Here is a 24032-nt window from a genome sequence, read left to right as displayed (position 1 = left end):
AGGGTCACCTTCTTGTTGTTTGGACGCATGGGCGCCTGACCTTACCAAGGGGGCATGACAGCGACGTGACCTGCACATGGCCAGGGCTTGAGCAAAACAAAACACAACCGCGGCAACATTTCGAAGTAAATTCCTACAGAAAGTAGCGAATTACCCTCGTAGAATTGTCGCCTGGCGTGTGCTGCGTGCGCCCGGGAGCCTTCCCGAATACGGAGAACATTCATTTGTTTTCCGAGAGCTATTTTCATGTTGCATGCAGCCTCCACACTGTTTTGGCGTTCCCCGCTCCGCCGTGTCTCGGCCGGGCTTTCCAAGCGCCATCCCCTTCCCTTCCTCCCATCCTTTGCTGCAGTGGCCCGGAACGTCCGGGGCCATCGTTTTGCTGTGTCCGCATTCCGACGCGCCGCTGCCCTCGCGAAGGTGACGTCATGAACGAGGACTCCCGTATGAATGCACCTGTGCCCACCCTTGCGCGGCCGTCGCTGCTGCACCGCCTGCTGACCAGCGAGGCCGCTGGCGGCGTGCTGCTGATGATCACCGCTGCCCTTGCCATTGTCCTGGCCAACAGCCCTTGGGCCAGCACTTACCAACATCTGTTGCACTTGCCCGTGGGGCCCACGCTCAGCGACAAGCTCGGCCCGATGACCGTTCACCTGTGGGTCAACGACGGGTTGATGGCGGTGTTCTTCCTGCTGGTGGGGCTGGAAATCAAGCGCGAGCTGGTCGATGGCCGTCTGGCCACCTGGGAGCAACGCCGCCTGCCGGCGTTGCCGGCCTTGATGGGCATGGCCGTCCCGGCGCTGATCTTCCTGGCGGTCTCGCGCAGCGAACCGGGCCTTGCCAGCGGCTGGGCCATCCCCGCGGCCACGGACATCGCTTTCGCCGTCGGCGCCCTGGCGCTGCTGGGGCGGCACGCACCGCTGTCGCTGAAGGTGATGCTGGTCTCGGTGGCGATCATCGATGACATGGGCGCCGTGGCGATCATCGCGCTGTTCTACACCTCGTCGATCAACCTGCTGGCCCTGGCTGCAGCAGGCGGGATCATCCTCGTGCTGCTGGCGTTCAACCGTCTGCGCGTGGTGTCGCTGTGGCCGTACCTGCTGGGTGTCGCGGCGCTGTGGTACGTCACCTTGCTGTCGGGTGTGCACGCCACCATCGCTGGCGTGGTCGGCGCACTGTTGATTCCCTACAGCGCCGGGGTCGGCAAAGCCAGCCCGCTGCTCAAGCTCGAGCACGCCCTGGCGCCATGGGTCGGGTTCTTGATCGTGCCGGCCTTTGGCTTTGCCAATGCGGGGGTTTCCTTCAGCCACTTGAGCGTGAGCGATGTGCTCGCCCCGCTGCCACTGGCCATTGCCCTGGGCCTGTTGCTGGGCAAACAGCTGGGCGTGTTCGCAGGCGTCTGGCTGGCGGTCAAGACCGGCCTTGCGGCCAAGCCGCGCGGCGCCAGCTGGCTGCAGATCTACGGGGTGGCGATGCTGTGCGGCATCGGCTTTACCATGAGCCTGTTCATCGGCGAGTTGGCTTTCCCAGGGCAGCCCGAGCGGATCGACGAGGCCAAGATCGGCATCCTGCTCGGCTCGCTGGTGTCGGCGCTCGTCGCCTGCGCCATCCTGCGCTTTGCGCCCAAGCGCCAAGCCTGAAGCGCGGCACTCACGCGCGCACCGTTCGTCGAGGGCCGCACACATGCGGTCCAACCCCCGATGCCAATGCCCTTCTAACGAGCACGTGTTCAACACTGCCTTGGAGGGCAACCGACGATGAACGAACGATTCCTCGAATCGCTGACGACCACGACGCTCTTTGGCATCTCTGTGCTCAACCTGATGCTGGCCCTGGCGGTCAGCATCCTCACCTTCCTGATCGCTCGCTGGGCGATCAGCTTCGTCAAGCGCCGGGTCCAGCATTGGTCCTCCCACGATGGGCATTTCGCCCAAGTCCTGGCCAAAGTCCTCGATGGCACCAGCAACGTGCTGTTGCTGCTCGCCGCGCTGCTGGTGGGCCTGGGCGTGCTGGACCTGCCCGAGCGCTGGCTGGACCGGGTCGGCAGCCTGTGGTTCGTGGTCGCCGCCCTGCAGATCGGCCTGTGGGCCAACCGCGCCATCGCCCTGGGCCTTGCCCGCTATTTCGCGCGGCACAGCGCCGAGGGCTTCTACCAAGGCAGCGCCCTGGCCACCCTGTCGGCCTGGGGCGCGCGGGTGCTGCTGTGGTCGATGGTGTTGCTGGCGATGCTGTCGAACCTGGGGGTGAACATCACCGCCTTCGTCGCCAGCCTCGGCGTGGGCGGGATCGCCGTGGCGCTGGCGGTGCAGAACATCCTCGGCGACCTGTTCGCTTCCCTCTCCATCGCCGTGGACAAGCCATTCGAGGTGGGCGACTTCATCGTCATCGGCCCACTGGCCGGCACGGTCGAACACATTGGTCTGAAGACCACGCGCATCCGCAGCCTGGGCGGCGAGCAGATCGTCATGGCCAACGCCGGCATGATCAGCAGCACCATCCAGAACTACAAACGCCTGCAGGAACGGCGCATCGTCTTTGAATTCGGCCTGTCCTACGACACGCCCACCGAGGCGGTGAAAAAGGCGCCGGGCATCGTCGCCCAGGTGATCAAGTCCCAGCAGCAGGTACGCTTCGACCGCGCGCACCTGCGCGGCTTCGGCAAGGAGTCGCTGGAGTTCGAATGCGTCTACATCGTGCTCGACCCCGGCTACAACCTGTACATGGACATCCAGCAGGCGATCAACTTCCAGTTGCTTGAGCAGTTCGCCAGCATCGGGGCCAAGTTCGCCGTGCCGGCGCGAGCGATCAAAGTGACCTCCCTGCCCCAGGCTTCGAACCAGATGGGCCGCGAAGCCGGCGTGTTCAAGGCCAAGGACTGATCGGTCCGGGCTTTGGCCGCACCACTTCGAAGTGCCCGCGAAATACCGTTTCGACGATGCGCCACTGACCCGCCTCTCGTCGGTAGCGGTCCTGGTAGAAGCCACCAAGCTGGCGGGTCACGCCGGTTTCAGCGTCGCGGTTCTGGTAGTGCAAGGCCCAGCGCGCCTGGGCGTTGTCTGGGTCTTGGTAGTCGATCTGCGGGTTGGCGGCGTGGTGCAGATCGATCACCCGGGGCACACAGGCCAGTTCGCGGTATAGCGCCAGGAACGGTTCGCGGTCGTTGAACACGCCCAGCGGGCCGTAGTCGATCAGCACCGGGCCTTGAGCGAAACAGTCGCGAATCGCGGCCACGTCCTTTAGATCGCATGCGTTCAAGTAACGATGCTTGAGCTCTCGGATGGCCTCCAGGGCCTCGAGGCGGGCGATGCGTTGCTCCAGTGTCATTGCATCTTGCATGAGGTTCTCCCTGGGATGGTTGCCACCAGACGCTGTTTTCATCTGCTGCACCTTGGGCAGGTGCGCGCCCTCGCAGCCCCCTGCCCTTGAACGTTCCGGGGGCCGCCTGCTGCTTGTCCTGTCGCGGACGGTGCTAGCAAACCTATCCTTACGCGAACGCCCGATGCACCCTCCATTTGGACTAGGTCTGTAGCACAGACCCCGACACCCTCCAACGACATCCCTTTGCCCACTCTCGCCATGCGTCAGCATTCGATTGAGTGCGCGCTTCTTTACACTTGCTTTACATTTGTGAATCGTTACTATTTGCGACAGAAAACAACAACGCGAGTGATTCGTAATGGCAAAAAAGTCTGTCGCCCCAGCATCGCTGTCGATGCTGGGCCTGTTGGTAATCCCTGCCGCCTACGCTGAAACCCAGCAAACGCTGGCCTTGCCAGCGACCCCGGTCACCGGTGCCTACGAGCAGCAAAGCTACAAGGCCAGCGAAAGCAAGAGTGCCCTGAAGATCGATGCGCCCCTGCGCGACATTCCCCAGACGGTCAACGTGGTGCCAGAGAGCGTGATCAAGGATCAAGGCGCACAGTCCATGGAAGACGTGCTCAAGAACGTGCCCGGGGTCGGACTCTCCAACGGCGATGGCCAACGCGACCAGGTCACCATTCGTGGCTTCAGTGCTATCGGCGATATGTACATCGATGGGGTTCGCGACGACGCCTTGTATTTTCGCGATCTGTCCAATATCGAGCGCGTCGAGGTCATCAAAGGCCCGGCTGCCGTGCTCTACGGCCGTGGTTCGTCAGGTGGCTTGATCAACAGCGTCAGCAAGAAACCAGGCTTTGCGCCCAAACACGAAGTGGGGATGACCTTCGACACCGAAGGCAAGCGCCGCACCCAGTTCGACACCGGCTATGCCGACCCGCAGGGCAACCAGGCCTATCGCCTCACCGGCGCGTTCGAGGACAGCGACACCTTCCGCGACGATGGCTACATTGATCGCAAGGCCATCGCACCGTCGGCGTATTTCCGTCTTTCTGACGACTTGGAATTGAACCTGGGTGCCACCTACCTGTACGACAAACGCCTGATCGACTTCGGTATCCCGGCCCTGGGCAACCGCCCGGTGGATGTGGACCGCGACAAGCGCTTCGGCTCCGGCGACGCCGACCAAGACTACGCCCGCAGCGAAGTGTTTTCCTTCACCGCGAGCCTGGACTACCGCATCAACGACGACTTCACCCTGACCAACACCAGCCGCTACTACCACTACGATCTGGACCGCAACAACACCCTGGCCGACAGCAGCCCGACCCGCTTCGTCACCGCGCCGGACGGCGAGCTGTTGGTCAAACTCAACCGCGGCAACGTGGCCCGCGACGAGTACGGCGTGTTCAACCAGACTGAGCTCAAGCAGCAGGCGCAACTGGCCGGCATGCAGCACAACCTGCTGTATGGCGTGGAAGTGGGCTATCAAGACAAGTACCAACGCGTGTTCAGCCAGAACAACGTCGCTCAGGTACCGGTGTATCGCGACGGCCTGGTCCCGGTCCCGGAGCATGCCGCCAACCTGACCTCCAAGGGCACCAATTACCAGCAGACCGCAGGCTTTTACGTGCAGGATCTGATCGAGCTGAACGAGCACTGGAAAGCGCTGGTCGGCGTGCGGTATGACATCTTCGGCCAGGAGTACGACGACATCCGTGCCGACGACGTCGACCTTGACCGTACCGACAAGACCTGGAGCCCACGCGTGGGCCTGGTGTACCAGCCCGACCAGATCCAGTCGTACTACGTATCCGTCAGCCGCAGCTACCAGCCTTCAGGGGAAATGTTTGCCGTCAACGCCAGCAACGCGGATTTGGAGCCTGAGAAAACCACCAACTACGAGTTGGGCGCCAAGTGGGACTTGCTGGACAACAAGCTGGCGGTGACTGCAGCCATCTTCCGCCTGGAGCGTACCAACATGCGGACCCCAGACCCGGTCGTCCCAGGATTGACCATCCTGGCCGGCGAGCAGCGTACCGACGGCTTCGAGGCGACGGTCACCGGTCAGCTCTCGGACAAATGGCAGGTCTATGCCGGCTACGCCTACCTGGATGCAGAAATCATCAAATCCAACGCCAAGACCAACGGCGTTGCCAACGAAGGCCAGACCCCAACGCTCACTCCACGCAACAGCGCCAACCTCTGGCTGGTACGCAGCCTCAACGCACAGTGGCGCGTCGCCGCCGGCGCCAATTATGTGGACGAGCGCTACACCGCCTTGGACAACCGTGTGGTGATGCCTGGCTACACCACCTTCGATGCCGCGCTGCTGTACAGCGAACAGCACTGGGACATGGCGCTGCGCTTGAAGAACGCATTCGACCGCGACTACTACGCCTCTGCCCATGGCTCGGTGGACCTGATCACCCCAGGTGCCCCTCGTACCCTGGAAGCCAGCCTGGCCTACCGCTTCTGATGCCACAGGCTGTCCTGGTGCCTGACCAGGACAGCCTGCCACTTGCCACTCACCCCGACGCCAGCCACCGCTCATTGGCTTTCAATGTCCGGCTGGAAGGCTCCAGTTCCCCGATCCGCTCCAGCCGAGCCCGCACGATGTTGCGGCTGATGCCCAGCAGCCGTGCGGTCTGCAACTGATTGCCATGGCAGTAGCGATAGGCCGTGCGAAACACGGCCTCCTCGATGTGCTCGTAGAGGTCCGGCAGGTTGCGCTCGTACAACGCCAGCAACGCAGCATCCAGGCTCGCTTCGAGGGGCGGGGCGGGCAGCGCCTCATGGCGTGACGCAGGGGTGCGCATGTCGGCCAGGTGCAAGTCGCCCGGCTGAACCCGCTGCTGGCGGCAGACCAGCAGCGCATGGTGGATGGCGTTCTCCAGCTCGCGGATGTTGCCAGGCCAGCTGTGCCCGAGCAGCTTGCGTTCGGCCTCGGGGCTCAAGATGGCGCGCTGGTAGCCCAGACGCTGGCAATGCTCCTCGACGAAGAACCTGGCCAGCGGCAGGATGTCCCCGGGCCGTTCGCGCAACGGCGGCAGGCGGATGGTCGCCACGTGCAGGCGGTAGAACAGGTCCTCGCGAAAATGCCCGGCCACCACGGCATCGGCCAGGTTGACGTTGGTCGCCGCCACCAAGCGTACGTCGATGGGGATAGCGTTGCGCGAACCCAGGCGCACCACTTCGCGCTCCTGCAGCACCCGCAGCAGCTTGACCTGCATGTTCAGTGGCAGATCGCCGATCTCGTCGAGAAACAGCGTGCCGCCATTGGCCGCCTCGAACCAGCCGGCCTTGCTGGAGGTGGCCCCGGTGAAGGCGCCCTTCTCGTGTCCGAACAGCTCGCTCTCCACCAGGCTCTCGGGGAACGCGCCGCAGTTCACGGCAACGAACGGCGCCCGGGCGCGTCGGCTCAACTGATGGATATGGCGGGCGACCAGTTCCTTGCCCGTGCCCGTCTCGCCGATGATCAACGCATTGGCTTCACTGGGGGCAAGGCGCTCGATGCGGCTGAGCAGTTCGCGCGAGCGCGGGTCCTCGAAGACCAACACGGTGGCACGCACCGATTTGCTCAGTTCACGGGCGTGGGGATGGGTGAGCAGCGACATGGCGGCAAGTCCTTTGGCAGGCAATGGGTCGATAGTGCCCGAAAATCCTTATTACAAAATAATTATAAATATGCATTTGCTTATAACCTTAGTGGCACTGTTGCACCAGCAGCACAGCAGCAGCAACCCTTGCTGCCAGCGCAGATCCCCCCAGCCCATGCGACAAGCCCGCCAAAATCAAGAAAATCACAATAAATTCAATTAGTTATCCAACAAAAACAAAAACCGGTACGGTTGTTGCCCTACCCCCAAGGTGTCCTGCCAGACCAGGACGCGCCGGATGCCATGCGCGCCAGCCAACGGACGCACGCACCGTCATTACGACAACGCAGCCACACCGCTGCACGACGTCCGTTCCGAATGCCATTGGGGATCAGCATGTTCAAACGCACCGCACTTTCCATCGCCGTCGCCCTGGGGGGGCTGCCCGCATTGACGGCGCTGGCTGACGAAAGCCTTACGCCCAGTGAGTCGACCACCGTCGACAGTACCGGCTCTACCTTGTCCAAGGTGGTGGTCACCGCGCAGAAGCGCGAGGAGACCGCCCAGGAAGTTCCAGCTTCGATTTCAGTGCTCAGCGGCGACAAAATCCGCGACAGCTCGCTGCAATCGGCCAACGAGGTCACACGCTTCATCCCCAACGCTTCGGCCGGTACTACCGAGGGTCATGGCCGGCCGCGCTGGTGGATTCGCGGCCTGGGCACCGGCGATCAAGGCGCCAATACCGTGAGCCCCGTGGGCATCTATGTCGATGACGTATACATCGCCAACATCAGCGCCACAGGTTTCCCGCTGTTCGACCAGGAGCGCGTCGAGGTCCTGCGCGGCCCCCAAGGTACCCTCTGGGGCAAGAACACCACCGCCGGCGCAATCAACTTCATCTCGCGCAAGCCGACCTTCGAACGCTCTGGCTATGCCAAGGCCGGCTATGGCGACTATGACGATCGTGTGCTCGAAGGCGCCATCAGCGATGCCCTGGTGAGCGATCGCCTGGCCGCACGCCTGTCGTTCCGCCATCAGGGCCGCGATGGCTACAACGAGAACATCGCCGACCACAACGACCAAGGGGCGCTCGAGGACGACGCCGCGCGGTTGCAGTTCCTGGCTTACATCAACGATGATCTGGAGGCCAACCTCAACCTGCATGCCCGCAGCTATCACGACACCGGCGGCTACAGCACCGTGAGCTATGGCCTGCGTCCCGATGGCAGCAACCAGTTCGGCTACCGTATCGATCCCAAGCAGGGCAAGGTCAACTACAACGCCAAATACCAAGTGCAGATCGACCAGGTCGGCACCAACCTCAACCTCAACTGGCAGTTGGGCGACTTGACGCTCACCTCCATCAGCGCGTTCGAGCACTTCACACGCGACGGTTTCAGCGATTCGGACAACACCCCGCTCGAGCTGCAACGCAGCTACGCCTATGCCGACAGCCAGCAGTGGTCCCAGGAGCTGCGCCTGGCCTCGCCGCGCGAGGACCGGCTGAACTGGGTGGTGGGCCTGCACTACTTCAACGAGGACCTCGACTCGCGCAACGCCAGCGCCGCCCTGGACAACCCGTTCATCCCTCGCTACTACAACAACCTCAGCTACAACCAGGGCACCGAGAGCTACGCGGTCTTCGGCAGCAGCACGTTCCGCTTCACCGAGGACTTCAGCATCACCGCCGGCCTGCGCTGGACCCGCGAAACCAAGGACATCGACCTGCGCCGGGTGCAGAACCAGGGCCAGGCTGACTTTTCCAACGGCGACTGGTGGAAGCCTGGCAGCGTGTCCAGCCCGCTGGTGGTCAACGCTGTGCAGGACGAGCACAACACCTGGAGCGACTGGACTTACGATCTCACCCCCGAGTACCAGATTTCCGACAACGCGCGGGTGTACCTGCGCTACGCCTATGGCTTCCGCTCCGGCGGTTACAACACCGGCGCGACCAGCCAGGCGACCGTGGCCACGGTGAACCCGGAATACCTGACCTCCTACGAGCTGGGGGTGAAGTCCGAGTGGCTGGATGGGCGGCTGAACGCCAACGCCGCGCTGTTCTACTACGACTATGAAGACATCCAGCTGAATATCGTCAGCGCGGTGAACAACCAGACCGTCTCGCGCCTGGCCAACGGTGCCGAGGGCGAGGCGTACGGCGCGGAGTTCGAGCTCGAAGCGGTGCCAGTGCAAAACCTGCACCTGAACTTCGCCCTGGGTCTGTTGCACACCGAGTTCACCGACTACACCTCCGGCAGCAACGACTATTCGGGCAACAAGTTCGTCCGCGCACCGAACGTCTCGGCGGTGATCGGCGCGGACTACCGCATCCCGCTGCAAGTCGGCGGCGCACTGGTGCTGGGCACCGACTGGAACACCCGCAGCCGCCAGTACTTCTTCTCCAACGACCAGAGCCAGAACATGCGTAGCGGCGGCTATACCCTGGGCAACGCGCGGATCACCTACGAGCTGCCCGGCGACACCACTCAAGTGAGCGCCTATGTCAGCAACCTGACCGACAAGGAGTACCGCAACCACACCCTGCCGGGCGGCTTCCAAACTGCCGGAGTGATGTTCGGCGACCCGCGCACCTTCGGCGTTTCCGTCACCACCGAATTCTGACCCCAACGCCCGCGGCATGTGCCGCGGGCCTGCTCGAGGAGCCCATCATGCCCATCGCTACCCTGCCCCGGCTGCTGCGTCACCTGCTGCTGCCCGCCGCGTTGCTCACGGCCCAGGCCCAGGCGGCTGAACCACAGACCGTGCGCATCGCCACCGTGGCCTATGCCAATGCCGGCAAGACCATCTTCAATGGCCCGTCCTACGTCATGGATCGGGACAAATGGCTCGAACAGCAGCTGGCCCAGCGCAACATCAAACTCCAATGGGTACCGGCCGCCACTGCCTCGGTGGGGACATTCGTCAACGAAGAGTTCGCTAACCGGCGTATCGATTTCGCCTTCTATGGCGACCTGCCGTCGATCATCGCCAATGCCTCAGGCGTCTCGACCCAACTGATCGTGCCTGGCGGCAGCGGCAACAACGTGTACTTGGTGGTGCCGCCGGGGTCATCGGCCAAATCCATCGCCGACCTCAAGGGTAAGCGCATCGCCCTGCACCGCGGGCGGCCCTGGGAGCTCTCGTTCGCCAAGTTGCTCGACGCCAACCAGCTGCGGTTCGATGACTTTCGCATCTTCAACCTCAACCCCCAGGCCGGTGCCGCAGCGCTCAGTGCGGGGCGTGTCGATGCGCTCTTCACCCTGAGCGATGCGTATCTGCTCGAAGACAAGCAGGTCGGGCGCATCATCTGGTCGAGCAAGCAGGCCCCCGCTGACTGGCGGATGCGCGCCGAACTGTGGGGCGCCAAGGATTTCATCGCCCAGCAGCCTGAGATTACCCAACTGGTGGTCGATGCCTACCTCAAGGCCGCCCACTGGACCGCGCAGCCAGAGAACCAGGCGGCGTACCAGGCCTACCAGGCGCAGTCCGGGCAACCTTTGAGCGTGTTGCAGCGCGAAGCCGAGGGCCAGCCTTGGGCGCAGCATTTCAGCCCCCTGTACGACCAGGCGCTGCGCCAGCATTACACCGACGCCATTGCCTATGCCCTCAAGGCTCGGTTGATTCGCGGCGAGGTGAACGTAGAGACCTTGCTCGAGCCGAAATTCGTGCAGCAAGGGTTGCAGAATCTGCAGTTGCAGCAGTACTGGACAGTGCCTGTGGCTTCGGTCGCCACCCAGCCCTGATCAACACCGCCGGGGCTGCTGCGCAGCCCATTTGCGGGTAGGCCCGCGAATGGGCTGCGCAGCAGCCGCCGGGATCAGGCCACGCGTTCCAGCAACTTTTGGCCCTGTGCCCACAGCCCGGTCATCTTCCACTGCTGCTCCAGCACGCCCGGGCCGAACTCCTGGGAGCCGCCGAACAGTTCAGCCAGCCCTTGGAAGTGCGCGCCCTCCTCGATCAGCAAAATCAACTTGGACACCTGCAACAACGACTCACCCCAGAACGTGGCGCCGCCATTGGCTTCGAGAATGGCCGGTGTATACGGGTTCTGCTCGATACGCTCGACGATGAACGCTTGTTCAGGCTGGCGACGGTCGATGTAGATCGGCAGCTCGCGGGCCAACGTCACGCGCTGGGAGGCGGCATAGCGGATCGGCAGTACCCGGTGCGCACTGGCCCAGCCCCCCAGGTACGGGGTATGCACGTGAATCACCACATTCACCTCAGGACGCCGCTGGAACACCTGGGCGTAACGCTGGCCATTGCCGCCGGCCTTGCGTCCGCTCAAGGGGGAACTGCCGTCGGCGGTCTCGTCCAGCACCACCTCGCCATCGTAACTGGCAACCACTGCGCGAATGGTCGGGTCATCGGCCCAGGGGCTTGGGGCGTGCAGGGCGATCACCAGATCGCTGTCCGGCACACGCAGGTAGGCCTGGAAGGTATTGGTGGCGCTCAGCGTGCGGGTATCGCGCAACACCTGGAAGGCCTTGGCGAAATCGTGCCGCACGCGATCGAGCTGGGCGAGCAGTGCCGGGGTGATTCGATGGGACATGGTGCAACTCCTGTGTAGCGCCTCGGAAAGTCGGGCTAGCACTGTCTGAGCAGAAGTTGTGCCACTCCTGAATTTCAAGTTTTTTCAATCACTTATCCGTTACAAGATCAATTTCCACGGCACGTACGGCCCGCATCTGCTGCGGCGCCAACAGCCGTTGCTGACCAAGTGTTGCTGGATCAGCAATCGCGCTCATGGATGCGGCTTGAACCACGCTGCACCCCTTGCTGCACAAGGCTTCCAGACTTTCGGCACAGCCCTTGCTCAATGACTGGCAAGCCCACGCTGGATGCGTTCGGGCCTTCCTTCATGCAGCCACTGGAGCACAGCCATGAGCACCGAATTCTTCTGGCGCCTACCCTTGGGTAGCGACGGCCCTTACCTGGCCACCGACAAGAACAACCGCGGCGCCCCGACTTACCGTCCGGGCAACATTGCCCCCGGGCGTCTGCCCAACGGCGAGGCCGACGGCTTCACGTACATCGACTACATCGCCCAGGTGGCCAAGGCCGCCGAGCTTGCAGGCTTCGAAGGGGCCCTGCTGCCCACCGGGCCGGAGCCGTGGATCGCCGCCGCGGCTTTGGCCCGGGAGACCCGCCGCATCAAGTTCCTGGTGGCCTTCCAGGCCACCTGGACGCTGCCGGCCTATGCCGCCCAGCAAGCCGCGATCCTGCAGAACCTCAGCCACGGCCGCCTGGAGTGGAACATCATCACCGGTGGCAACCCTGCCAGCCAACGCGCCAACGGCGACTTCCTCGAACACGACAAACGCTATCAGCGCACCGGTGAATTCCTCGACATCATCGAGGGTCTGTGGCGCAACGAACAGTTCAGCTACCAGGGCGATATCTACCAACTGGAGAACGGCGCGCTGCCACCAGGGCTCAAGCACGAGCGCAAGCCGAGCATCTACTTCTCCGGCTTCTCCGACGCCGCGCTGGACGTGGCCGCGCGCCACGCCGATGTCTACCTGAACTGGGCAGAGCCGGTGGACAAGCTCAAACCCCACTTGGACCGTGTCCGCGAGTTGGCCGACAAACAAGGCCGCCAGGTGCGCTTCGGCATCCGCATCGACCTGTTCGCTCGCGAAACCGAAGACGCCGCCTGGCGCGAGCTGCGCCAGCAATACGAGCGGATCGACACCCGCACCAGTGCCGCAATTAAGCACTTCGCCAGCGGCTCCGACTCGGTGGGCGCCGCCCGCCAGAGCGCCTATCACCAGCACCTGGAACGCTTCGACGACCTGATCCTGGGCCCTAACCTCTGGGCCGGTTTCGGCAAGGCCAAGCCAGGGCCCACCGTGGGTCTGGTGGGCAGCCACGAGAACGTCGCCGAACGCCTGGCCGAATACCGCGACGCCGGTTTCTCGACCTTCATCCTGGCCGGCAATCCGCACCTGGAAGAAGCCCTGCGCATCGGCCAGGAAGTGCTGCCGCTGGTGCAGACCCGCCGTCACTCGCAAGACGACCACCCCACCGCGCTGAAGGCCAGCGCCTGACCCTGCAAGGAGCTGCACATCATGAGTCAACCGCTCGATACCCTCTGGTACACCCGCTGCCCCGTGCCCACCGGGCTCGGCATTGCCTTGCAGAAAGGCTGGCTGGAACAGGCCCTGGGCGACCAGGGCACGCGCATCCAGTCGCTACGTGAGTCCGCCAGCCAGGCAGTGCGTGAGTCGCATTTCGATCACAGCCTGCAGAACTCGGTGCGCCACGGGGGCAGCATTCCGGCCATCTGGGCCCGCGCCAGCGGGCGCGAGACTCGGGTGATCGGCTTGTCTTGGGCCGACGAGGTGCAACTGATCCTCAGTTTGCCGGACAGCGGCATCCGCTCCGTCAAGGACCTTAAGGGCCGGCGCTTCGGCCTGCCCCACTGGACTGGCGCACAGATCGACTTCACCCGCGCCCAGGCCATCCGCGGTCTGGAAAATGCCCTGCGTCTGGAAGGCCTGGAGGTCAAGGACGTGGAGTTGGTGGACTTCATCCAGGGCGGCACCTTCAGCGATGAAGCGCCCCAGCGCATCGCCGGTCTCGGGGCCTTCGGCGGCAGCCGCCGTGGCGGGCAGAACCCGGAGCTCACCGGGCTGCTGCGCGGTGAAGTGGATGCGATCTTCCTCAAGGGGGCTCATGCGGTGCAGCTGGCCCAGCAGTTTGGCCTGCACACGGTGATCGACACCGGCTCGCACCCTGAGCCGCTGGTGCGTTCGAACAACGGAACGCCGCGCACCCTGAGCGTCGATCAGCACCTGCTCGACCAGCACTTCGACAGTGCCGTGGGCATCCTCGGTGCGGTGCTGCGCGCTGAGCAATGGGCCCATGCTCACCCGGAGGACACCCGCCGCTACCTCGCTCGCGAAGCCAACAGCAGCGAGTATTGGGTGGTCCAGGCCTACGGCGAGGACGCGCACCTGCGCCTGCACACCGCGCTCGACGAGCGCGCCGCCACGGCCTTGCAGGACTTCACCGACTTCCTGCACCGCTGGGGCTTCATCCCCGAGCGCTTCGCGGTGCGCGACTGGATCGACCCGCGCCCGCTGGACGCCCTGCGCAGCGCCGTCGCCAAGCGCGCCAGCTGAGCATCATCTGGCCCCGGCGCAGGCTGGGGCCGACTGCCCATCCGCACAAGGCTCTTGCATGAACAACCCACTCGACACCCTCTGGTACACCCACAGTCCGGTACCCACGGGGCTCGGCATCGCTGTCGAATCCGGCCGACTGGCCCGGGCCTTCCAGCCCTGGGGTACGCGCATCCAGGCCCTGCGCGAATCCTCCGACCGCGAGGTGCGTGAGGCGCACTTCGACCATCATCTGCACAATTCGGTACGCCATGGCGGCAACATCCCGGCCATCTGGGCCCGCGCCAGCGGGCGCGATACCCGCGTGCTGGGCCTGTCATGGAGCGACGAGGTGCAGTTGATCGTCACCACCGCCGATAGCCCTGTGCGCGGTATTCGCGACCTGCGCAACCGCCGCTTCGGCCTTCCCAAGTGGGCCAACGTGCAGATCGATTTCACCCGTGCCCAGGCCATCCGGGGCCTGGAAAACGCCCTGCGCCTGGAGGGCCTGAGCCCCCATGACGTGGAGCTGGTGGACTACCCCTATGGCGGCACCTACAGCGACGACCCGGTGCGCCACGTGCACGGTGCCCAGGTCAGCCTCGGCGACCGTGTGCGCCAGCGCAACAACGAGTTGATCGGCCTGCTGCGAGGCGATATCGACGCGATCTTCCTCAAGGGCGCCCACGGCCTGCACCTGGCCGACGAATTCGGCCTGCGGGTGGTGGTGGACATCGGCTCGCACCCCGATCCGCTGGTGCGCGCCAACATCGGCACCCCACGCACCCTGACCGTCGACCAGCACCTGCTGGACCAGCACTTCGACGCCGCGATGCTGATCCTCGACAGCGTGCTGCGTGCCGAGCAATGGGCCTGGGCCCACCCCGAAGAGACCCGCCGCTTCCTCGCCCGCGAGCTGAACACCAGCGAGTACTGGGTCGCGGCGGCCTATGGCGAAGACGCCCACCTGCGCCTGCGCACCAATCTGGCCGAGCGCTCCATCGAGGCCTTGCAGGACCTCACGGACTTTCTCGAACGCTGGGGGTTCATTGCGCGCCGCTTCGATGTGCGTCAGTGGATCGAACCCCGGCCGCTGGCGCACCTGCTGGAGAACGTCAATGTCGCCATCTAGGCCGCACGGCTTCATCGCCAGCTTCATGTTCCTGGCGACCTTCAGTGGCGCCACCATCGGCATGGCGAAGATCGTCACCACTCTGTACGCCATGCACCTGGGCGCCAGCCCGTTGCAGTTGGGGGTGATCTCGGCCATGGAGTCGCTGGGCATGGTGCTGCTGACCCTGCCGGCGGGCTTCGTCATCGCCCGCGTCGGTGCACGCCGGGTGTACTTTCTGGCCAGCCTCGGGCCGCTGCTGCTGAACTTGGCGATCCCGCTGTTCGCCCATTGGACCTGGCTGGCCGTGGCTCGGCTGCTGATCGGCCTGTGCATCCCGTTTCGCATCGTGGCCATGAACAGCGCCTTTCTGCGTCAGTTGCGCCACATAGGCCGCGACAAGGCCGGCTGGTATCGCGGCGCGCTGACCCTGGGCATGGGCTTGCTCGGCCCGTTACTGGGCAATGCCCTGAGCGGTGGCAGCTTTACGTTGGGCTTCGTGGTGATCGGGCTGTGCTTCGGCTCGATGGCGGTGTACAGCCTTGGCTTTTGGGAGCACGAAAACCCGGCCGAGACCGCCCTCGAGATTGACGGCGGCATCCTCGCCCAGTCCCGTGCCTTGCTCGGCCATGCCGAGGTGGCCGAGAGCTGCCTGATCGAACTGTTGTCCGGCGCCACCGGTGCGTTGTTCGGCACCTTCGTCATCGTGCTGGCCATGGAGGTCGCACACCTGAGCCAGGAGCGTGCCGTGAGTCTGGTGATGATCCAGGGCCTGGCGGCGGTGCTGGGCCTGTTCAGCCTTGGCCGCTTGGTAACGCGCGCGGGGCGGCGCCTGACCTACCTTGCAGGGCTGGGCCTGGCAGTGACGGGCCTGCTGCTGCTCGGTCGTGGCCAGGGCTATGCCTGGCTGGCCGCGGGGGCAGTGCTGCTGAGCGTGGCCAGCGCCCTGGCGCACTTGGTGAACATGGCGCGGATGAGCGACTCGCCGCTGGACAAGAGCAAGCTCTCGGGCCTGTTCAACCTGGCCGGGATGCTTGGCGGCAGTACCGGTGCCTTGCTAGGTGGGGTGATCAGCCACTGGATCGGCACGGCCAACCTGTTTTTGGCGTGGACCCCGCTGGTGCTGCTCACCGCCCTGTTCTGCTGGCTGCGCCACGTGCGGCGCGGTACGACCCCTGTCATCGTCGTGGAGGGCTGACTCGATGCGCACACTCCCTTGGCATCACCTGACTCTGCTCGTCTCGCCGCTGGCGCTGCTCGCGGCGTGGATAGTGCTGGCCGACAGCGGCGCCTTCCCGCGCCAGCTGCTGGTACCACCGCGCGAGGTCTGGCAAACCTTCGAGCAGTTGCTGGCCAGCGGCGAGCTGCGCGAACACCTGGGCAGCAGCCTGTCGCGCTTGGCCCTGGGCTTCGTGTTCGGCGCCGGCGCAGGCCTTGCCTTTGGCTGTGCCATGGCCCTGTCGCCCGGTGTCGAGGCCTATTGCGGGCTACTCTTCCATACCCTGCGCCAAGTCCCGTCGATTGCCCTGATCCCGATGTTCATCCTGTTCTTCGGCGTCGAGGAGACGTTCAAGATCGTGATCGTCATCAAGGCCACGTTCTTCCCTGTGGCCCTTGCGACCTGCGAGGGCGTGCGCGGCATCCCGCGCAGCTACTTCGAGGTCGCCCAGGTGCAGCGCCTACCCCTGCCGACCCTGCTCACGCAGGTCGCCTTCCCGGCCGCCGCGCCACCGATCCTCACTGGCCTGCGCATTGGCCTGAGCCGCGCCTGGATGGTGCTGGTGGCTGCTGAGCTGCTGGCCGCCGACAGCGGCCTGGGGCAGATGATCGAGATGAGCCGGCAGATGCTGCGCATCGATGTGGTGATGGTCGGTGTGCTGGTGACCGGGCTGGTGGGCTTCACCCTCGATCAAGGTCTAAGACTGCTGGAGCGGCGCGTGCTGCGCTGGAAACCCCTATGAACCGACTGATTTCATTGGCCCGCCGGGGCCGCGGGCTGGTACTGCCCCTGCTGTTGATCGCGGCCTGGGACATCGCCTCGCGCCAAGGCGCCAGCCAGGCCTATGCCTTCGTACCGCTCGAGCGCATCGGCCAAGGCCTGGTCGAGCTGCTGGCCAGCGGCGAGCTGTGGTTGAGCGTGCAGGCCAGCCTGCAACGCACCTGCCTGGGGCTGCTGTTCGGCGTGCTGGCAGGCTTCGCCCTGGGCGCCGGGATGGCCTCGTCGCGCTGGCTGGAGCGGCTCTTCGCGCCGTTGTTCCATGGCCTGCGCCAGGTTCCCATCCTAGGGCTGATCCCCCTGTTGGCGTTGTGGTTCGGCAGCGGCGAAGCGACCAAGGTATTGATCGTCTCTCTGGCGGCGTTCTACCCGATGACGCTCAACGCCTTCGAAGGCTTCAGCCACGTGGAGAAACGCTACCGGGAAGTCGGGCGCCTGTATGCCCTGTCGCCCTGGCAGCAGTTCGCGCAGATCCTCCTGCCTGGCGCTCTGCCCAGCTTGTGCAACGGCGTGTTGCACGCGCTGGCCTTCGCCTGGGTCAGTTCGGTGGGCAGCGAGCTGTTCCTCTCCACCGGCATGGGCCTGGGCAACCTGATGATGAACGCCGAGACCGGCTCGCGCATGGAGGTCATCGTGATCGGCGTGCTGTGCATCGGCTTGCTCGGCTATGCCATGAACCAACTGTTCTCCCGCCTCAGCCGGCACCTGCTGCGCTGGCGCGCTCTTCGTCGATAGGTGACCGTGATGACCGCATTGCTCAATTCCGTTCTACCCGCCTACACCCTCGGCCAACCCGGCGCCTTGCAGATTCGTGGGCTGAACAAGCACTACCAGATCGACGGCAAGCCGTTGCAGGTGCTCAAGGACATCGATCTGCAGGTGCTGCCGGGCGAGTTCGTCTGCATCGTCGGCGCCAGCGGGTGCGGCAAGTCCTCGCTGTTGCGGCTGATCGTGGGGCTGGAGCAAGACTACGCCGGGCACATCCATCTGGATGGCGAACGCGTACAAGGCACCAGCCTGGACCGGGGCCTGGTGTTCCAGGATCACCGCCTGTTTCCCTGGAAAACCGTCGAACAGAACGTGGCCCTGGCCCTCAAGCCCCTGCGCCTGGGCAAACGGGAAAAAGCCGAACGGGTCGCCGAGCATCTGGCGTTGGTCGGCCTGCAAGGCTTCGAGCACGCCTACCCGCACCAACTCTCCGGCGGGATGGCCCAACGCGCAGCCATTGCCCGGGCGTTGATCACCCGGCCTAAGCTGCTGTTGCTCGACGAGCCCTTCGGCGCCCTGGATGCCCTGACCCGCATCCACCTGCAACGCGAGCTACAACGCATCTGGCTGCAACAGGGCAGCAGCATGATCATGGTGACCCATGACGTGGAGGAAGCCCTTTACCTGGGCGACCGGGTCATCGTGATGGACCCTCGCCCTGGGCGCATTCGCCATGAAGTGCGCGTGGAGCTACCGCACCCGCGCGAACGGCACGCGCCGCGATTGCAGAAGCTGCGCGACGAGCTGCTGGCCGAGCTCACGGGGGCCTGACGATATGGCGCCAGGTTGCTACCCAATTGCGTCACCGCGATTGAGACAGCCGCCCGGCTTGTGTTACGAGGTTCCTAGGCCCGCCGACCCGCAGCGGGTGAGACAAGGAATCTCGTACATGCCCACGCCAAGAACAATAATCGCCACCACCGCTCTGCTACTCGCCGCGCCCTTCCAGTTGGCGCTGGCCGATACCGCCCCCGCCAAGCCCAACCTGCTGACTGCCGCCGTCGCCTGGCGGCAGACTGCGGCCGAATACCGTGCCTTGTACTACCAGGGCTTCAACTTGGCCAAGCTGCGCCTGGACCAGGCCCTCGCCGAGCGCAAACCTGGTGCCAAGCCGCCAGCGATCATCAGCGACCTGGACGACACGATCCTCAGCAGCAACACCTACTGGGGCGCGCTGATGAACGAGGATAAGGACTTCTTCGACGATGCCCTGTGGGACCGCTGGGTCGCCGCCAACGGCCCGACCCTGACACCAGGTGCACTGGCGTTTCTCGAATATGCCAAGTCCAAGGGCGTGGAAATCTTCTATGTATCCAGCCGCGATCAGGGCGACAAGACCGACGCGTACGCACTCGAAAACCTGCGCGCACTGAAGGTGCCCTTCGCCGACAAAGAACACGTGACCATCCTGCGCGAAAGCTCCAACAAAGAGCCTGCGCAAAAGGCCATAGCCGAGCACCACGACGTGCTGCTGATGCTGGGCGACAACCTCAACGACTTCAAACGCCGGTACTACGTCGACAACGTCCAGCAGCGCGCCACGTTGCTCGATGAAGACCGTGCCCAGTTCGGCGATAAGTTCATCGTCTTCCCCAACCCGACCGACGGGCACTGGATGAAGGCGATCTTCGGGGAGTCCGAGCCTGCCGACACGCCCGAGAATCGCGCCAAATTCCGCGCGGCAGCGGCCTCGGGTGCCTGGAAGGCCAAGCCATAGGTGCTCGCATTGGGTGGACGCGCAGTGCATGTGCGCACAGTTGAGCGGCGTTTGCCTGCCCCAGAGGCATGACCTTCGGGTAGCTGAGCGCTTCATTGGCTCTCGTTCAAACGGACGATGCGAGGGTTCGACCTCTGGGTCATGGTGGGTGCCTGCGCAGGTAGGCGTCCACTCTCAACCCGACAGAAAACCGAAGATGACGACATCCATTCGTTTCGAAGGCGGTACCGCGGTCATTACCGGCGCGGCCAGTGGCATCGGCAGTGGGCTGGCGCGGCATGCCGCCAAGCTTGGCATGCGCGTGGTGCTGGCCGACTTGGACCGCGACAAACTCGAGGCCGTCGCGGCCACGCTCGACACCGAGACGCTGTGCGTACCGACCGATGTGCGCAATCCGCAAGCGCTCGAGGCGCTGGCCGAGGCCACCTGGCAGCGTTTCGGCGGTGTCGATCTGCTGTTCAACAATGCCGGCATCATGGCCACGGGCTTTAGCTGGGAGATCTCACCGGAGCGCTTCGAAAACAGCTTTGCGGTCAATGTCCATGGCGTGCTCAACGGCCTGCGCAGCTTCGTGCCACGCATGCTAGAGCGCAATGCGCCGGCGCGCATCATCAACACCGCATCGGTGGGCGGGTTTTTGGCAAGCCCACTGATGGCGCCCTACTCGGCGACGAAGTTCGCCGTCGTCGCCCTGACCGAGTCGCTGCATGGCGAGTTGAAAATGCTCGGCACGCCCGTGGGGGTGTCGCTGCTCGCACCGGGCCCGGTGCGTAGTGGCATCTTCGACAATCCCTTTGGCGATGCGCTCGACCGCCCCGAAGTGCGAGGGTTCGTCGACACCATGCGTCAGATGCTGGACGCGCATGGGCTGACCCCGGACCAGTTCGCCGAACGGGTATTCGAAGGAATTCAGGAGGAACGTTACTGGCTCATTCCACAACCGCAGGTGCTCAATGATGCCCTGCAACGACGTGTGGAAGATATTCTCGCCGGACGTGAGCCGGTGATGCCGACGCTCTGACACTTACCATACGCACCGCCAACGGCACGAACGTCCAGGCGGTGCCCATCCCCCTGGTTCAGCCGGGAGCTTGCGCCTATGAATGGCGTGGCGGTATTGGAAACGGGAAAAACAAAAAAGGCCAAAGATACAATCTTTGGCCTTTTCTGGAAGCGTTCCGGGATATCGGGTTACACCCCATGAACGCTGAATTTGGAGCGGGAAACGAGACTCGAACTCGCGACCCCGACCTTGGCAAGGTCGTGCTCTACCAACTGAGCTATTCCCGCGTCGTGATGGGTGCCATTGTAGCGATCTGCAAAACAACGTCAACCCTTTGATTCAAAAAAACTTTTACTTCTGCTCCGAGCCTTCGCGCAGGTGCGGCCAGGCAGCGACCAGGTAGTGGACCATCGACAGCAGCGTCAAGCCAGCGGCGACCAGCAGCAAGGCGTAGCCGAGCACCACCCAGAAGGTCAGCACCGGTGGATTGGCCAGCAGAATGACCAGCGCCAGCATCTGCGCGGCGGTTTTCCACTTGCCGAGGTTGGACACGGCCACATGCGCCCTCGCCCCCAGTTCCGCCATCCATTCACGCAGCGCCGAAACCACGATCTCGCGACCGATGATCACCGCAGCCGGCAACGTCAGCCAGAAATTGGCATGCACCTGCACCAGCAACACCAAGGCGACCGCAACCATCAGCTTGTCCGCCACCGGGTCCAGGAAGGCACCGAATGGCGTGCTCTGCTGCAGGCGACGGGCCAGGTAGCCGTCCAGCCAGTCAGTGGCGGCGGCAATGGCGAACACCGTGCTGGCGGCAATGTAGCTCCAGTGATAGGGCACATAGAACAGCAGGATGAAGATCGGGATGAGCAGGACGCGTAGAACGGTGAGCAGGTTTGGAATATTCATCGGTACGACTGGCTGCGGGTTGAGGGTGGCATTCTACTCGCTATGCAGGCTGGCATAAATCGACTCGGCAAGCTTTTTACTGATGCCTGGCGCCTTGGCGATTTCATCGATGCTGGCGCGGTTGAGCTCCTGCAGGCCGCCGAAATGTTTCAGCAGGTCACGGCGGCGCTTGGGCCCGACCCCGGCCACGTCCTCCAGGCTCGAGGTGCGCCGAGCCTTGCCGCGCCGGGCACGGTGGCCGGTGATGGCAAAACGGTGGGCTTCGTCGCGGATCTGTTGGATCAGGTGCAAGGCCGGTGAATCCCCCTTGAGGGTGAACTCGTGGGCCACGTCGTTGAGGTACAAGGTCTCGAAACCAGCCTTGCGCGTCACACCCTTGGCCACGCCGAGCAAGGTCAGGTCGGTCAGGGCAAGCTCCTGCATGACCTCGCGGGCCATGTTCAACTGTCCCTTGCCGCCGTCCACCAGGAGCACGTCGGGCAGCTTGCCCTCGCCGTCCTTGATGCGACCGAAGCGGCGCGTCAGGGCCTGGTGCATGGCGGCGTAGTCGTCGCCGGCGGTCACGCCTTCGATGTTGAAGCGTCGATAGTCGGACTTGAGCGGTCCTTCCGGGCCGAACACCACGCAACTGGCCACGGTGGCTTCACCGCTGGAATGGCTGATGTCGTAGCATTCCAGGCGCTGGGGCACTTCATCGAGGCCCAGCACCTGGGCCAGAGCCTCGAAACGCGCGGCCATGTGCTGGCGGTTGGCCAGGCGGGCGTTGAGGGCCTGTTCGGCATTGGTGACCGCCAACTGCTGCCAGCGTGCCCGCGTGCCACGCACCCTATGGCTGATGGCCAGTTCCCGGCCACGCAGGGTCTGCACCGCCTCGCTGATGGCGGCAAAGTCTTCGTGGGTCACGTTGACGATCAATTCGCCCGGCAGTTCGCGCTCGGCATTGCCCAGGTAGTACTGAGACAAGAACGCGGCCATGACCTCGGCCACCTCCTCCTCGATGCCCACCTGGGGAAAGAAGTTCTTGCTGCCCAGTACCCGCCCGCCCCGCACGCTGATCAAATGCACGCAGGCGCCACCCGGGTTGACGAAGGCGGCCACGACGTCGACATCCCCCGAGCCACCTTCCATGTACTGTTGGTCCTGCACTCGGCGCAGCAAGGCGATCTGGTCGCGCAACTCTGCCGCCTTCTCGAAGTTCAGGGCCATGGCGGCCATTTCCATTTCGGCATTGAGCTCATTGCCCAATTGCTGGCTGCGGCCTTCGAGGAACATCATCGAATGGCGCACATCCTCAGCGTACTCCTCTGGCGTCACCAGGCCGACGCACGGGCCTTTGCAGCGCTTGATCTGGTATTGCAGGCATGGCCGGGTGCGGTTGGCGTAATAGCTGTCCTCACATTGGCGCACCGAGAAGGCTTTTTGCAGCAGGCTCAGGCTCTCGCGAATGGCGCCAGCGCTAGGGTACGGACCGAAGTAACGCCCCTTGGCCTTCTTGGCGCCACGATGAATGCCCAGCCGTGGGAATTGACCGTCGGAAAGAAAGACATAGGGGTAGGATTTGTCGTCGCGCAGCAGGATGTTATAGGGCGGACGCCATTCTTTGATCAGCGTCTGCTCCAGCAGCAACGCCTCGGTCTCGTTGGCGGTGATGGTGGTCTCGACCTGGGCGATGCGCCCCACCAGGGCTGCCGTCTTGGGCGCAAGACCCGTCTTGCGAAAATAACTGGCCAGGCGTTTCTTGAGGTTCTTGGCTTTGCCCACGTAGAGCAGCCGCGCCTCGGCGTCGAACATTCGGTAGACGCCTGGGCGACCGCTGCAGGTCGCCAGGAATGCACTGGCATCGAAGATTTGAGACATGGGGCCTTACAGACTTGCGTCAACCATACCGTGGCGAACGGCCAGCAAGGTCAGTTCGACGTCGCTGGTGACCGAGAGTTTTTCGAAGATCCGATAACGGTAAGTATTGACGGTCTTGGGCGACAGGCACAACTTGTCGGAGATGATCTGCACTTTCTGGCAGCCCACGATCATCAACGCGATCTGGATCTCCCGCTCCGACAAGGCATCGAATGGCGAGCCCTGGGGCTGGAACGACTTGAGCGCCAGCTGCTGGGCGATCTGCGGGCTGATGTAGCGCTGGCCGGCAAAGGCCAGGCGGATAGCCTGGACCATTTCGTCCAGCCCTGCCCCCTTGGTCAGGTAACCGGCCGCCCCGGCCTGCATCAGGCGCGTGGGGAACGGGTCGTCCTCACACACGGTGACCGCGACCACTTTGATGTCCGGATGGCTGCGCAACAACTTGCGGGTCGCCTCCAGGCCGCCGATGCCTGGCATTTTCACATCCATCAGGACGACGTCCGGCTTAAGCTCCCGGGCCAGCTTCAGTGCCGACTCGCCGGAATCCGCCTCCCCCACCACCTGCAGGCCATCGATATCGGCCAACATGCGCGTGATGCCGGTACGCACCAGATCGTGATCATCGACCACCAAGACCCTAATCAA

At 64.0% G+C, this 24032-nt stretch carries 20 protein-coding genes and 1 tRNA gene; 14 read left to right on the top strand and 7 right to left on the bottom strand.

The features are described 5' to 3' along the window. The first annotated feature begins 428 nt into the window (after window positions 1–428). Entirely contained in the window at window positions 429–1640 is a 1212-nt protein-coding gene (nhaA, locus tag AB1N67_RS09040; RefSeq protein ID WP_232095230.1) for a Na+/H+ antiporter NhaA, read from the top strand. A gap of 117 nt (window positions 1641–1757) precedes the next feature. Beyond that, a complete protein-coding gene (locus tag AB1N67_RS09035; RefSeq protein ID WP_102081971.1) occupies window positions 1758–2879 on the top strand; it encodes a mechanosensitive ion channel family protein in 1122 nt (373 codons plus the stop codon). Here AB1N67_RS09035 and AB1N67_RS09030 read toward each other — a convergent pair. Further along, window positions 2863–3336 (bottom strand): nuclear transport factor 2 family protein, encoded by a 474-nt coding sequence (locus AB1N67_RS09030; protein WP_232092036.1) that lies wholly within the window; start codon window positions 3334–3336, stop codon window positions 2863–2865. The two genes, AB1N67_RS09035 and AB1N67_RS09030, sit on opposite strands and share 17 nt — an antisense overlap. Window positions 3337–3676: 340 nt before the next feature. Between AB1N67_RS09030 and AB1N67_RS09025 the strand changes: the two genes are divergently transcribed. Beyond that, on the top strand, window positions 3677–5797 hold the full coding sequence (locus AB1N67_RS09025) for a TonB-dependent receptor (protein WP_367863683.1): 2121 nt from the start codon (window positions 3677–3679) through the stop codon (window positions 5795–5797). A 49-nt stretch (window positions 5798–5846) separates the two neighbouring features. On the opposite strand, the gene AB1N67_RS09020 is transcribed toward AB1N67_RS09025, so the two are convergent. Continuing rightward, on the bottom strand, window positions 5847–6935 hold the full coding sequence (locus tag AB1N67_RS09020) for a sigma-54 interaction domain-containing protein (protein WP_367863682.1): 1089 nt from the start codon (window positions 6933–6935) through the stop codon (window positions 5847–5849). A 378-nt stretch (window positions 6936–7313) separates the two neighbouring features. Between AB1N67_RS09020 and AB1N67_RS09015 the strand changes: the two genes are divergently transcribed. After that, complete coding sequence (locus AB1N67_RS09015; RefSeq protein WP_197853606.1) at window positions 7314–9539, top strand: TonB-dependent receptor; 2226 nt, start codon at window positions 7314–7316, stop codon at window positions 9537–9539. A gap of 47 nt (window positions 9540–9586) precedes the next feature. Beyond that, a complete protein-coding gene (locus AB1N67_RS09010) occupies window positions 9587–10660 on the top strand; it encodes an ABC transporter substrate-binding protein (protein ID WP_043209228.1) in 1074 nt (357 codons plus the stop codon). Window positions 10661–10734: 74 nt separating this feature from the next. On the opposite strand, the gene AB1N67_RS09005 is transcribed toward AB1N67_RS09010, so the two are convergent. Continuing rightward, window positions 10735–11469, bottom strand: a complete 735-nt coding sequence (locus AB1N67_RS09005; RefSeq protein WP_182941188.1) for a class II aldolase/adducin family protein — start codon at window positions 11467–11469, stop codon at window positions 10735–10737. A 331-nt stretch (window positions 11470–11800) separates the two neighbouring features. Here AB1N67_RS09005 and AB1N67_RS09000 point away from each other — a divergent pair, with 331 nt between their 5' ends. From AB1N67_RS09000 to AB1N67_RS08960, 9 genes are all read left to right on the top strand, one after another. Further along, window positions 11801–12967, top strand: coding sequence for an LLM class flavin-dependent oxidoreductase (locus AB1N67_RS09000; protein WP_043209223.1), 1167 nt, complete (start codon window positions 11801–11803; stop codon window positions 12965–12967). A gap of 21 nt (window positions 12968–12988) precedes the next feature. Beyond that, window positions 12989–14044 (top strand): ABC transporter substrate-binding protein, encoded by a 1056-nt coding sequence (locus tag AB1N67_RS08995; protein ID WP_090345579.1) that lies wholly within the window; start codon window positions 12989–12991, stop codon window positions 14042–14044. 58 nt (window positions 14045–14102) lie between these two features. Further along, window positions 14103–15155: an ABC transporter substrate-binding protein gene (locus tag AB1N67_RS08990; RefSeq protein WP_367863681.1), complete on the top strand. Its 1053-nt coding sequence runs from the start codon at window positions 14103–14105 to the stop codon at window positions 15153–15155. Next, window positions 15142–16332, top strand: a complete 1191-nt coding sequence (locus AB1N67_RS08985) for an MFS transporter (protein WP_367863680.1) — start codon at window positions 15142–15144, stop codon at window positions 16330–16332. Before AB1N67_RS08990 ends, AB1N67_RS08985 begins: the two co-directional genes overlap by 14 nt. A 4-nt stretch (window positions 16333–16336) precedes the next feature. Then, a complete protein-coding gene (locus AB1N67_RS08980; protein ID WP_367863679.1) occupies window positions 16337–17095 on the top strand; it encodes an ABC transporter permease in 759 nt (252 codons plus the stop codon). Beyond that, a complete protein-coding gene (locus AB1N67_RS08975; RefSeq protein WP_178113765.1) occupies window positions 17092–17865 on the top strand; it encodes an ABC transporter permease in 774 nt (257 codons plus the stop codon). The genes AB1N67_RS08980 and AB1N67_RS08975 overlap by 4 nt, the downstream gene beginning before the upstream one ends. Before the next feature lie 9 nt (window positions 17866–17874). Further along, window positions 17875–18669 (top strand): ABC transporter ATP-binding protein, encoded by a 795-nt coding sequence (locus AB1N67_RS08970; protein WP_043209210.1) that lies wholly within the window; start codon window positions 17875–17877, stop codon window positions 18667–18669. A gap of 118 nt (window positions 18670–18787) precedes the next feature. Then, window positions 18788–19615, top strand: a complete 828-nt coding sequence (locus AB1N67_RS08965) for a 5'-nucleotidase, lipoprotein e(P4) family (protein WP_043209208.1) — start codon at window positions 18788–18790, stop codon at window positions 19613–19615. A gap of 196 nt (window positions 19616–19811) precedes the next feature. After that, window positions 19812–20636, top strand: a complete 825-nt coding sequence (locus AB1N67_RS08960) for an SDR family NAD(P)-dependent oxidoreductase (RefSeq protein WP_043209205.1) — start codon at window positions 19812–19814, stop codon at window positions 20634–20636. Window positions 20637–20829: 193 nt separating this feature from the next. On the opposite strand, the gene AB1N67_RS08955 is transcribed toward AB1N67_RS08960, so the two are convergent. From AB1N67_RS08955 to uvrY, 4 genes are all read right to left on the bottom strand, one after another. Next, window positions 20830–20905 (bottom strand) — tRNA-Gly (locus tag AB1N67_RS08955). Window positions 20906–20969: 64 nt separating this feature from the next. Then, window positions 20970–21530 (bottom strand): CDP-diacylglycerol--glycerol-3-phosphate 3-phosphatidyltransferase, encoded by a 561-nt coding sequence (pgsA, locus tag AB1N67_RS08950; protein WP_043209203.1) that lies wholly within the window; start codon window positions 21528–21530, stop codon window positions 20970–20972. 33 nt (window positions 21531–21563) lie between these two features. Beyond that, the gene (uvrC, locus tag AB1N67_RS08945; RefSeq protein WP_182818479.1) at window positions 21564–23387 is read right to left on the bottom strand and encodes an excinuclease ABC subunit UvrC; all 1824 of its coding nucleotides are present in this window, start codon (window positions 23385–23387) and stop codon (window positions 21564–21566) included. A 6-nt stretch (window positions 23388–23393) separates the two neighbouring features. Next, entirely contained in the window at window positions 23394–24032 is a 639-nt protein-coding gene (gene uvrY / locus AB1N67_RS08940; protein WP_043209199.1) for a UvrY/SirA/GacA family response regulator transcription factor, read from the bottom strand.

It is taken from the genome of Pseudomonas guariconensis (assembly GCF_040822035.1).
Lineage (GTDB): Bacteria > Pseudomonadota > Gammaproteobacteria > Pseudomonadales > Pseudomonadaceae > Aquipseudomonas > Aquipseudomonas guariconensis.
The sequence above is the reverse complement of the archived record's forward strand: the minus strand, read 5'-3'. Positions and strand labels throughout refer to the sequence as shown.